The sequence below is a fragment of the Flammeovirga sp. AWQ4_249 genome (genome assembly GCF_056161045.1).
In genome coordinates this window covers 72956-86736 of sequence record NZ_JBSWYJ010000009.1, presented here as the reverse complement: position 1 = coordinate 86736, position 13781 = coordinate 72956, and the positions used below count along the sequence as shown (strand labels likewise).

At 32.8% G+C, this 13781-nt stretch carries 6 protein-coding genes; 1 reads left to right on the top strand and 5 read right to left on the bottom strand.

The features are described from left to right. Positions 1-176: 176 nt before the first annotated feature. The 5 genes from ACXAHM_RS09385 to ACXAHM_RS09365 form a co-directional block, all read right to left on the bottom strand. On the bottom strand, positions 177-3155 hold the full coding sequence (locus tag ACXAHM_RS09385) for a sugar-binding domain-containing protein (RefSeq protein WP_474960174.1): 2979 nt from the start codon (positions 3153-3155) through the stop codon (positions 177-179). 128 nt (positions 3156-3283) lie between these two features. After that, the gene (locus tag ACXAHM_RS09380; protein ID WP_474960173.1) at positions 3284-4777 is read right to left on the bottom strand and encodes a RagB/SusD family nutrient uptake outer membrane protein; all 1494 of its coding nucleotides are present in this window, start codon (positions 4775-4777) and stop codon (positions 3284-3286) included. Between the two features lie 22 nt (positions 4778-4799). Next, entirely contained in the window at positions 4800-8195 is a 3396-nt protein-coding gene (locus tag ACXAHM_RS09375; protein ID WP_474960172.1) for a SusC/RagA family TonB-linked outer membrane protein, read from the bottom strand. A 93-nt stretch (positions 8196-8288) separates the two neighbouring features. Continuing rightward, complete coding sequence (locus tag ACXAHM_RS09370) at positions 8289-9287, bottom strand: FecR family protein (RefSeq protein WP_474960171.1); 999 nt, start codon at positions 9285-9287, stop codon at positions 8289-8291. Positions 9288-10171: 884 nt separating this feature from the next. Continuing rightward, positions 10172-11308, bottom strand: coding sequence for a replication initiation protein (locus ACXAHM_RS09365; RefSeq protein WP_474960170.1), 1137 nt, complete (start codon positions 11306-11308; stop codon positions 10172-10174). 1487 nt (positions 11309-12795) lie between these two features. Between ACXAHM_RS09365 and ACXAHM_RS09360 the strand changes: the two genes are divergently transcribed. Continuing rightward, positions 12796-13773 (top strand): ParA family protein, encoded by a 978-nt coding sequence (locus ACXAHM_RS09360; RefSeq protein WP_474960169.1) that lies wholly within the window; start codon positions 12796-12798, stop codon positions 13771-13773. The last annotated feature ends 8 nt before the right edge of the window (positions 13774-13781 follow it).

Genomic DNA, 13781 nt, shown 5'->3' with positions numbered 1-13781 from the left:
ATATCTATTAGGTACAACGCTACCCTATTTAAAATGTAAAAAATAATGACATCAGTCGTATTTATTGTAAGAGTATACAAATATTATATTGTCTACAAGTTGAACTGTTTTATGTAAAAAAGCCCTCAATTGAACATATTCAAATGAGGGCTAGTTAGAATGAAAATTGTTACTTCCTATTCATATATTGTTTGGTTAGTAGCTTGTTCAATCATATTGATGACAAACTGTACTGCAGCTTCATCGTAACGTACTCCGTAAGGAGTCTTTTCTCCATAACCATCTGCTAAACGACCTGCTGTTAATAATTGAGACACGATTAACTTTCCATTTCCTTCACCAAATTGAATAGAGGCAACTGGAGTTTTCGTTAAATTTTTTCCACAACTAACAAGAGGCATAAAAGACTTTGCTTCTCCTTCTTTTGACTTTTGATAAGCTGTACTTAAATTCACTATTTCTACTCTAGCATTCTTATTCAATGACTTCGCCAATGCAGGAGCATCATCCATCAAAAACTTTAGCTTTTTTCTTAATTGTTTCTTTACTCCAACATCATTTGATGTATTAGAATAAGCATAAAAGCCTTCAAGATGATAAGCATAATATTCTCCATTTTTGATAGCTTCTTGATCTGCTCCTTTTGCAATCCAATCCGCTAAGAAAGCTGATGCACTTAAACCATAGAAACGCATTTCAGTTGCAGGGACAATAAGGCCACCTCTATAGCCATTCCATAACCAAGTCTGATCTTTTTCTAAATGACTCCAAAGTTGATTATTATTTTTTGCTGCATGTATATGACTTTCAGGCTCTGCTATTTCTTTGAATTCCATTGTGACACCTTTAAATAATTTATAGCTTTTCTGTGTGCCATTTTTTACTTGAGCAGCACCTTGTAATGGTCCGAGTTCTCCCTCATTTTTAGGATAGCCTTGCCCCAACCATTTGTCACCAATATCCAACATCACCACTGATGTTCCAGATGAAATCACTTTGTCGAGTCTAGATACAATCTTTTGGTTTCCGTTGGCTATTTCTTTCCAAGTTTCTAAACCTGTAAGTACCAAATCAGCATTTTTATTTTTGACATCAACAACCTCAATGTTGTTCTTCTCCAACATCTCCTTAAGTTCTTTGTCTACTTCATAAACCCCTACAACCAACTTACTTTTTGATGTTGCTTTTAGAACATTGATAGACCACTTAGATACTACAGGGTGTTTTACAAAATCCGGTTTATTCTTCAACTCAACTTTGATATCGTATTTCCCTATATTTTCTGGCAAGGTCAAAGCAACATTCTTGATCTTTTTACTATACCCCTCTAATCTTTCTTTGAAGTGATTTTTTATTATCAATTTACCATCATTATTCACCAAAGAAACTTGTACGTTAAGTTCTCTTTCTTCTTTTAAATCATTAAATAAATGGATAGGAAGATTGATTGTTTGATTAGGAACAAAATTTTGATCCCATAAATCTAAACTTATCGAAACAGGTGAGAATACAACAGCCAAATCATTCCAGACAGGTTTTGGAATACCATCTTTCAGTTCTCCTAAAAACCAATGACTACCGTCTTTTTTACTTCCCAAAGCACAGAAAGGTGATACTCCTGCAGCACCAATTCTTCTCCAATATTCCGCTACTTTTACGTTAGCATCTGAATGAAATGCCAATCTGCTTGTTGCATCATTTTCTCTACCTAGAAACCTTAAATAAGTTTCTTGAACTGTGGCATATTCACCAAAATCTCCATTCCCATCTAGATAGTTTCCTCCAAATTCATCCACCATAATAGCTTTAGGAAATTGGTCTGCATCGTCATAATATAAGCCTAGATTTTCAAACAAACTCCACCAGTATTTATGAATATGAATCACATCTCTGTCCTCCAGTACTAAAGGTGGATATTCAGGTAACAGCTTATTTAAAGCCGACCAAGCGATATCCAATTCTTCTTCATGTGTCTCATTGTATGGGTGGACAAGAGCTACCGAAGGATGTTTCATGGCTAAATCCAACCAATCTTTATACTGAATCAATAAACTTTCTTCAGAAGCAGGCATGCCATGGAAAAAACTCCATTCGTATTGCACTACTAAACCATGTTGATCACATAAGTCTAAGAACTTTTCTGGAGGTAATCCTAAGTGGTACCTTAAATAATTCCCTCCTAAATCTTTGGTTCGCTTAATGATGTTTTCATAAAACCATTCTTCATTGTAGCCTAATGCTCTACCCTCTTCGGTTCTCATCCATCTTGGCCATACTACAGTTACTCCTAGTGGTGTAAAAGGTTCATCATTTAGGTAGAATTTCTTTTTATGAATCTCGAATGTTTTTAAGCCAAAATTCATTTCACATTTATCAAGAATTTTATTTTTCTTGAATGCCGTTAACCTAAGCGTATATAAGTTTGGATCATCTACAGACCAAGCTTTTAATTTTCCTTTATGATCTATTTTAAGGCTACCTTTTGACTCTTTAAGAGTGGTTTCGCCTACTTGAACCACCTGATTATCTTTGTCTAATATTTCAGCTTTTACACTGATAGACTGTCGCTTACCTTTTACTTCAAATTTGATTTCACTTTGATCTTTTTCTCTATCATAAAAAGGGATTACCCTTGAAATCTTTATATTATTATAAAACTGCAATTCTACATCATCCCATAAAGATGATGAAACATTTGACCTCCAATGATCTGCCACTGGAATATAAGAAGCATCTGTCTCAGGGACCTCTTTTAAAGAGGCTAATCTTATTTCTATTGTTACTGTTTTTCCAGGCAATAAGTCAGAATGGTTTAAGTCAAAACGTATTGGACCCATCCCACCTTCACGTTGTGCCACCTGTTTATTATTAATCCAAACCTGTGGTGTAAACCTTGCACCCTTTAACAATAGGCTTACTTGGTTCCAGTCTCCATTTGGAAGGTGAACTTTCTTTCTATACCAAGTTGGTTCATTTCTGATAACGGTAGGGTCTGAATGAATACCTGGAACATTTACCGTTTGAGTATAGGCTCTATCATATCCCATTTCCCATTGTCCATTCAAGGATAATGATTCACCAGAATTTTTAACATCGTTGGATAGGGATACGGTATTGATCAAAAAGGAGATCAATAGTACATAGATGAACTTCATATTTTAAAATATTTAGGTCAAATTTTATTAAAAAAAGCCCACCATATGAAGACCTCACTAAATTATAATTCAATTTATATTTAGAAGATATACAAATGGTAGGCACTATTTTATTTCAAGTTATTTTACTACTCTGATAATGAATAGCCAGGATTTTGCACCAAATTAGGATTGGAATCTATTTCACTTTGAGGAATTGGGAAATATTTATGTTTTGGCATCTGAACTTTTGCTTCAGGCTTATACTTTTCTAATTCTTCTTTTAAAATACCCCATCTTTGAAGATCAAACCATCTAATACCTTCACCTACAAACTCTTTACCTCTTTCTTCTCGGAGAGCTTTTCTTATTTGGGAAGCATTGCTACCTATATTTAATGGCTTTAAGTTGGCACGTTCCATCACTTGATTCAACCTAGACAAAGCTTTACCAGTTTCATTTAATTCTAGTGATGCTTCTGCAGATATTAATAATACTTGAGCATATCTGATCAATGGGAAGTTAGTACCTTGATCAGTATCTGATGCACTATTTGGATCATAGTATTTTTTAATATACGGAGCATTGATTGTTCTCAAAATTGTAGATCCTTCTGGATAATAATCCTCATAGATTAAAACATCTCTCCTATTATCCCATTCTGCATATTTTTCTTTAAAGAAATCTTGATTAACGACAGCCATATTAAAACCCCTTCCTCCATTGGGAGCTGGGTTTGGCATCATGTAAGTATTTAAATTAGTGTTATAATAAGTATTCCCCATACTATATTGAACAGATAAAATATCTTCTTTACCATTCTCGTTTTTAGGAAGAAATACATCTTCATAGTTTTCCCATAAGCCATATCCATGATTTAGGATAACTTCTTCAGCCTTTTTTTGAGATAAACGGTAATATTCTTCAGGGGTTAGGGTATTACCTCCACTAACAGTATTAAAAGATGCTCTTGTTAAATACACCCATGCTAATAAAGATTTTGCAGCACCACTTGTCACCTTCCCTTTTTGACTTTCCGCCAAATCTGTCCACATAGGTAGATCATCTTCTGCTTCTATTAAATCTTGAATTATTTGATTATAGATATCCAATTCAGAAACATTTTTTGGATATTGATCCTCTTCATTGGTTGTTAACCCTTTTAAGGTTAATGGAACAGGTCCAAAAGCTCTTACCTGATTAAAATAGAAGAAAGCTCTCCAAAATTTTGCTTCTGCTAAAACTCTAGGCATATAATCTTTCTCAAGATCAGTTTCTTTAACAGATTCTATAATAGTATTCGCTCTTGAAATACCATATGCATTCATGTTCCAGAATTTACTAAAAGATATTGCAGCTGGTGTAAATGAATAATCGTATAAAGATAAAAGAAGAGGGTTAATTGGCTCCCTAGGTACAGACATGATATCAGTTGTATAATCAAAAAGTCTTATATAATCGTGATCATAACATTGATATAAAGTACCATACAAACCATTTAATAATTCGTCAGCAGCTTGTTCTGTCACAAAAAAATCTGATGCTTCCTCTACAAAAAACATAGGTTCCTCTTCAAGAAAGTTAGCACAAGACGCCAAATACATGGTTACCAATATAATAGCGTATTTAATATATCTTTTCATTGTCATTGTATTTTGTCTATTATTAGAATGCCATGTTAAAACCGAAAATCCATGATTTTGCACTTGGATATGCCCCATTGTCTGTATTCATTCTTTCAATATTGTTTCCATAAATACCTACTTCAGGATCATAACCAGAGTAATTTGTCAAGAATAAAGGATTCGTTATTGTAGTATATACTCTTAAGTTTTTCAACTTTATTTTTTTTGCAGCCTTTGAAGGTAGTCTATAACCTAAAGTAACTTCTCTTATTTTAATAAAGCTTGCATCTTCAATATAAGTGTCAGCAATTACCTGAGGCATGTTGTATCCTAGTCTTGGGACATCAGTATCTGTATTTTCAAGAGTCCAATAATCAGATATTTCAGGAATTTTATTCTGATCTGCATTTCTTGTATTCATTGTATAACTTCTTGAGAGATTAAGAACTTTATTTCCTATAGAATAAATTAGGAAAACAGAAAGATCAAAACCACCATAAGAGAAGTTGTTAGAAAAACCGCCAAAGTAATCTGGTTGTGAGTGTGCCAAAACTTGTCTGTCTGAATCATTAACATCACCATCTCCATTAGTATCAACAAACTTCATATCACCAGCCTGAACCGTTTGTCCAAATTGAGTATGTGCTTTTGATATTTCATCTTCTTGCCAAACTCCTTCTGTTTTGTAACCAAAGAATGATCCAAGTGGCAAACCAGCTTGTAAAATTTGAGATGGAGATTGTTTAACAGTATAACTATTGACATTACCCACCAAAATTCTTCTGTCATCTTCAGGAGTTGTTGATGGGAACCCTAAATCAAGTACTTCACCTCTTTGCCATGTGAAGTTAAGTCCTACTTCCCATTTGAATTTTCCTTTATGAATTGGAATACCTGTAAATCCTAATTCAAAACCCTCATTCATCATACTACCAATGTTTTCTCTATATTTAGACACACCATTAGTTGTAGGAATTGGTCTATTTAAGAACAATTGATTCGTTTGTTTTTGATAGTAATCTACTACCATTGTTAATCGGTTACCAAATAACGCTACATCAACACCAATATCTACCTGTGCCGTTTCCTCCCATGTTAACCCTGAGTTAGGATATCTAACCAACCTATATCCTGGATTTATTTCTCCACCCAAAACATAACCTGTATTCACTGAAGAAGAAATTTGAGTTAGTGAGCTGTATGGAGGTAAAGCATCACTACCAGATATACCTGCACTAAGTCTAAGTTTTAAGTCCTCTAAAAATCTTAATGACTTCATAAACCTTTCATCGCCAAGCCTCCAAGCTACTGCTGCTGATGGGAAAAATCCCCATTTTTTATCTGCTCCAAATTTAGAAGACCCATCGTATCTACCATTAAAAGTAAATAAATATTTTCCTTTAAAATTATACTTTAATCTTCCATAAGCAGATAAACGAGAGTTTTCTTCAAAAGAAGATGATAATGATGCTGTTGCAATATCACCTGCTGATAAGTTATTATATTGGAACTTATCAAGAGAAATATCAAAAATCGAAGTATTAAAGATATCTTGTGTACTTTTCATTACATCAAACCCTCCCATCAATGTGAACGTATGCTTTCCTATTTTTTCATTATAAGTGGCATAGTTTTTTGATTGCCACATTGTTCTTTCTTTAATACCTTTTTCTGCTTTACTTCTAAAGTCATACTTATAATTCCACACATGAGAGGGCTTATAATAATTATCCTCAATAGTTTGATATTTAAAACCAAATGTCGATCTAAAATTAACTTTAGAATGAAGTTTAGCGTCCAAAGAGAAATTATTATTTGTTAAGAATACATTCTGCTTATCATTGATATGAGTATTGTAATATACTGGGTTACCCATATATTGACGGTTTACATCAATACCCACAACATTTGGGGTTAGATTACCATATTCGTCGTAAGGTGAGATAACTGGAGCCAACCTTATTGTATTAGCAATTGGGTGTCTATTACTGTTAGCTTCTGTAATATTTTCAGAAAAGTCTTGTGTTCTTGTATAATCACTTCCACTTAATCTAAGACCTAATTTTAAAAATTTATTTAATTTAGCGTCCAAATTAAAACGTAAATTAAAACGTTCATATCCAGTATTTACAATTACACCTTGCTGATTAATATAATTACCTGAAGCATAATATTTCACCACCTCATTTCCTCCTTTAACAGATAAATTATAATTTTGCATTGGTGCTGTTCTTGATACCTCATCTTGCCAATCAGTATCAACATATTGGCCATCAGGCATTACTCGTGGTGGTTGATTTTCTGTTGCTCTAATTGCATTAGAAATTTCTAAGAACTCTTCTGAGTTTAATACGTCAATAGGTGATGCTACTTGCTGAAGACCATAGTACATACCGAAATTGACTTCACTCATGTTCTTCTCACCAGTCTTTGTTGTTATGATGATAACGCCATTACCACCTTGTGCACCATAAATTGCAGTTGATGATGCATCTTTTAAAACTTCCAATGATGCAATATCATTTGGATCTACTGAATTAAAATCAGCACCAATAAAACCATCAATAACGTACAAAGGCTCTCCATCTCCTTGAATTGAGTTGGTACCTCTAATTTTTACTGAAACAGCTCCACCTGGCTGACTTTGATTTCTTTGAACATGCACACCTGGAGCAAGACCTTGTAGAGTTTGATCCACAGAAGTTACAGGAACCTTAGTAAGGTCATCAGATTGTAAAGAACTCACTGCTCCTGTTAAATCACTTTTCTTCTCTGTACCATAACCAATAACAACTACCTCTGAAAGTACTTCCGTTGCTTCCGCTAAAGTCACTTTTATAAAGCTTTTTTCACCAACTAAAATTTCTTGCGTTTCATAACCCATAAAACTGAAAACCAAAACTGTCCCTGGTGCTACGTTCAAGAGGCTAAACTTACCATCAAAGTCACTGACAGTACCAACATTGGTTCCTTTAACTCTAATATTAACACCTGGAATGGTACTACCTATATTATCGATAATTACACCTGATAACTTTTTATCTTGGTCTTCGAAGAGAGACTTATCTTCAACAGCTGTCACAGCTAAAAGCTGATCCACTCTTTTTATCGATAAACCTGCTTGACTAGAAACCTCTTCCAATAGGTCTCCTAAATTATAATAAGCTTTATTTGGTACAAATGTTTTGTCCATCACATCACTATCAGAATAAGCAAAAGTAAATTCTCCTTCTTTTTCTATTTCACTAAACAAATGGCTTACCTCTTCGCTCTTTCCAGGTTCAAGCTGAAAAGTTAAGATTACATTTTGTAATTTATTAGACTGGGCCATACCAACACCAGTAGTCATCAGAACTAAAAATAACTGATAGACGAAAACATGATAAACCCTTATCCTTTTCATACTTAATGAAATTTTCTTTAATATTGTCTTCATATTTATTCAGTTTAAAAACTGTTTTGATTTAGTAGTGGATTGAGTCATTTCCCCAAAGTCTCTCAATCCCTACTTACTCAGTTTGCCAGTTAATTACTCCTTAATAATTAACTTATTATCAACAACTTGATATTCGAATCCATAAACGTGAGATAAAACCGTCATCACTTTTTCAAAACTTGGGTTTTGATATTTCGCTGTATAGCGTTTGTTAGATTGGATTTTCGATAATTCAGTTTGCTTTACATCAACACCATACCATCTTTCAAGGCGTTTAAATACCTCTTCTTTGGTTACATTATTGAATATTAATTTCTGATCTACCCAACCAAATTCCTTATCAGGATCAGAAATCTGGCTAAATTTTAATGATTTTCCATCAGTAGAAACTGACACTTTTTGATTAGGAACTAAAACCACTTGATCATCTTCACTCAATGTATTTGAAACTTGAACTTTACCTGTTTTCACTGCTACACTATTATCTTCATTTTGGTAAGCATTTACATTAAATGAAGTTCCCAGTACTTGGATATCAAACTTTTCTGTTTTAATAATAAATGGTCTTGATTCATCTCTAGCAACATCAAAAAAGGCTTCCCCTTTTAAAGTTACGACTCTAACATGATCTTCAAATTTATCTGGAACTATCAACTGACTTTCAGAATTCATCTTAATTATTGTCCCATCGGGTAAGCGTGTTGTAATTTTTTCCCCTGCAAGAGTAACTTTCTCATTATAATTCACGAATGCCATATCTCCGTCAATACTAGTTGAGAAATTAAGCATCATCGCTAAGAGACTAACACCTACCATTAATACTACGGCAGCAGCAACTTTCGATACTACAGAATATTTATTTTTCTGTACTTTGGCTCCCGTACTAATTCTTTCATTTTGAATTTGCTTTAATAATTTATTTCTAACTCTATATGAAGCCTCATTCACTTCATTTTGGTTATAGTTCATAAATCCTGATAACTTAGACAGTGTTCTTTTATTACCAGGATCTTCATCTAACCATATATCAAGCTTTTCTTGCTCTTTTTTATTTAGTCTTTTTGCTAAAAAAAAATTTATTAATTCTTCCACTTTTTTATAATTTTATTTTAGAATTCATACATAAGAGCGATAAAAGGTGATGTTGTCTACATAAAAAAAAAAAAAAATCAATAGTGTCCTAAACGTTTTTATTTTTCAAAAAAATGCACGTTTAAGCTATTGTTATTGTAAAAATCATTCAATATTAAAATAAATCCCCCCTACACATTCATTGATCTAGTTTTCGATGGGTCTTCAAACGGTCGATCTAACCATTTTTTGAGTTCAATTCTGACAAATAAATTTACCCATATAAATGCAATCAAGTTAGAAATCCTCTATTCAAATTTCTCTATTAATTTGAGGTATTTAAGAATTAGAATAGTAACCAAAGGAGTCCAAATTTGAATCATTATGGCATTTTCACTTGTTCCGATAAATGATTTAATATGTAGAAGCTGTTTAATTTGTCGAAAGAAGATTTCAATCTGCCATCAACTCTTATAAAACTCACGTATTGTATTTTTTATCCAAGATATTTGATTGGTGATAAGTCCTATTTTTTGGATATTATCATCTTTCCAAATCATAACACGTCTGAGTTTTTTTGGGATATGATGATGTTTGTGATCAAGTACTTCTAATTCCCTAATTGTTTTAAGTTGTATATTTTCTTTATTTCTTATGACTATGAAGACTTCTTTGCTGTCCCAAACATTTAATAAAGAAAAATCATTATAATATCTATCAACAACAATCACACTATTAGCAAGTAAAAGTATGTCATACACTTCTTTAGTGGTTTTGTATTTCGTCCAATAGAAAAGGTTTAAACACAGACTAATGGTTGAGGAACCCAACAGAAATATCTTAGATTTTTTACAGAATTTAGTTTGCTTATGCTGACCTAATTAATACTTGTAATTAGCATTAATTTACCCCACAATCCACTTCTTCAAAGTATGTTTATTCGGGAATTTTTCTCCATCCTTAACAGCCATTTTTACCTTATTGATTTCACTCCATATTTCCCATTTCTGGTTTTCAGAGTATTTCAATACAGCAGCAGCTATAGTTTGTTGGTCTATTCCTAATTCACTTAGTCGCTCTTGAAGTCTGTAAACTTTATCTTCGAATGAATTTTGAGGAGTATTAGACGTTTTGCCAAATAGTTCTTGCTGTACAGGTTGAGTATCTGTCTGATGATCGGTGATGTCAACGACTTTAGATTGCTCCTTCAATAGTTCTTTTATAGTAGCATCTATGATTGTATCAGGTAGATGCATATCTCGCATGGATTGGATCTTTTGTTTATTCGTAATATTCAAGGCTTCTTCCCCTCCATCAGCTAAATTTTGATCCGTTGTATCTACTGTTTTCTTACTAAATTCAAAAAGTATATGGGTATACTTCCTACCACTTCTTCTAACAGGTGTGTATGAAAGATGTATATCAGATGTCTTATCAATACCATTTACAGCAGGTTCTAAAACGGAGTTTTTGAAAGTATTAAAAACATTGTACGATTTTTTGTCAGCTACACCTAATACAGATTTTAGCTCGCTCAACTCAACGATACGTTCGGAATATTTACCCACACCTCCAATTAGAAAATCATAAAGTCTAACAGCATGAGGGGAACGTATGCTTTTTAGATTTGTAAAAAGGTATTGTGTATAGTTGTTTGAAGGACCTAAGAATTTCTTAAAAGTTCGATTAAACTTAAATGATACTTTCGTTTTGTTGATTTCAATGGTATCGAAAAGAGTAATGTATTTCCTATTAAAATCTTTATCATCGTAGTCTGCATCATTAGTACCACTCCCCTCTTTGATTTTAGCAGATGATAACTCATCACAAGCCTGATCTATGTTTTTGATATCTTTACCTCCAGGAGCTCTACCTAAAAAATCTGCAACTCTAAATTCTAATGTCTTGTCTAAGTCTTGTTCTTTTACTGTAAATGAAAAAATCAACAACTTTTGAGCAATCAAACTTAAGGTAGTTTTTTGATGAGCTCTTACCAAATTGTTATGTCGCTTTACCCAAACCTTGGTTAAAAGATTATCCATAGTTTACTTCTATTAGAAATGTTTTGTATGCCTAAAAATGCTTCACAACTTGTAATTGCTCTTGGTTTAGATAGACAGCGGGTAAATACAAGCAGAAGTCCATTACATATTTACGGACTTTTGTTAGTATTTACAATAATTTCACTTAAAAATATCGGACTTTTACTTGTATTAGTGGTCTAGCTACTAGGATTAAGTAGGCAGCTTACTTGTATTTAGGTTCAATTGTACTAGTTATTATGACCCTAAACAGTTTTTTAAAGCCCTGTCTAACTAAATACTATTTAATATTATGGTCTAACTACTTGTATTTAATGCAAACTCCTATACTTTTAGGCAAGTTACTAGTGTTACATTGGTCTATCTACTAGGATTAAAGAGGTAACTTACTTGTATTCTTATGGTCTAATCACTTCTACATTCATTTTTAAAACACTGTTTATCAGATAATTATATTGATTAATAAGTAACAAAAGGATTTATAATTTTAATAAGAGCTTGTATTTTCTTTTAGTTAATTGAATTGATTTTTGAAAAAGTATTCGCTTATTAAAGCTACTGGAAACGCTCATTTCTTTGAGGTTAGCTGTATATCATCATTGATTTATTCAAAAACAGCCATGATTTATGGTCTAACTACTTGTATTTAGTGCAACTTCCTATGGTTTCATGCAGATTACTTGTATTTAATTGGTCTATCTACTAGTATTCAAAGAGTAACCTACTTGTTTTAGTATGGTCTAAGTACTTGTATTAATGCTTTTTATATACTAATAATCAGATAGTTACGTAGTACTATAAATAATAAAGTATTAATAAGTTAAATAACACTATAGTCTTTAAATCTTTCATTTTACTTTTAAAAAAGGTGTTTTTGATTCAAATACCATGTTTCTCATATCAATTTCAACTTAAATACTACATTATATAATAATTTGGCTGATCGGATATGGTCTACTTACTAGGAATTAGAGTAACCTACTCGTATTTGTAGATAGAAAGATGGTCTAACTACTCGGATCAATAGATATTTTGAGTGAATTCGCTTTAGTTTGAAGTAATAGGTCTATCTCCTCCTGATCTAATTACCAGTACTTTTTCCTTAGATAGAGCTTAATACTAGTAGAAGTCCATTATTTTGAAATAATTACCTTTCAAAATTTAGAAATACTCCCTTTTTCGATTGATTTTATGGTCTACTTACTATGAATAATGAATTTACTATTGGTCTAACTACTAGGAAATAGCTTTAGTATACTAAAAGAACCACTATCTGCTCACATTTTTAGGTAACCTACTTGTATTTACTACCATAGTATGGTCTACTTACTTGTATTTGAGGGATTACTATGATTCTACCTCTTAGCTGATGTAATAACTTTTACCTCTTTTAGGTTGATGCTTTACATCAATTAGACTAAAAAACTTGTCTATTTTAATTTTTAGACAAAAAAATAAGTCTTTTTGTTTTACTTAAACAAAAAAGTTTGTACCATTGTATCGAACTAAATGGAAATACAATGGTCAATGAGAAAAGGATTATATCATTCCTAAAGAAGAATGACTTTTTAAAACACTCCAAGTTGGAGCAAATGGCAGGACTTTCTCAAGGTCTTATCTCTGCTGTACTTACAGGTAGAAAGAAGTTTTCAGATGCCCATCTTGAAAAGCTCTATGGTGTACTGAAGAATTTTGGTATCGACAATATTCTAAATAGTACTGTAATCTCTGTAATGAATAACAAAGGTGGTGTAGCCAAAACAACGACTACGCTTAACTTGGGTACAGCACTATCAAGAAGTGGTAAAAAGGTTCTACTTATTGATTTGGATCCTCAGGGTAACCTTTCTCAATGTCTTGGGATTGATGAACCGGTTCGTGAACTAAAGTCTTTATTGATTGAAGATGCAGAGCTAGAAGATGTGAAGTTGAAGATCGAAGACAACCTTTCGCTTATTCCTTCTTCAATTAAATTGGATGAAGTAACCATCCGCATGAATCAAGACAGAACGATTCCTAATTCTATCCTTCGTCAGAAATTAGCACAGGAAGAAGAGGAGTTTGACTATATTTTTATTGACCTCCCTCCTAACCTTTCGGTTTTAAACTACGTGGCTCTGGAGGCTTCAGAAAATGTGATCATTCCTGTTGAGCCAGGAAAATTGGCTTACAACGGTTTGGATGGTGCAAAATTGGTCATTGATCAGATCAATAGAATGAACTCTTCAAATCCTTTATCTATCTTAGGTATCTTGATTGTCAAGTCTGCTCCTAATGAGAAAATCTACAAAGGATATGTTCCTGTACTACGTTCAGAAGAGCAAGTATTCAAAACAGAAATTCCAGTAGATGCACATTTAAAACAGTCTATTGAATTAACACAAACGGTTTTTGATTATGCTCCAAAAAGCAAAGCTGCAAAAGCCTACAAAGAATTAGCGAAGGAAGTAATGGCCCTGAAATAAACCTAGAA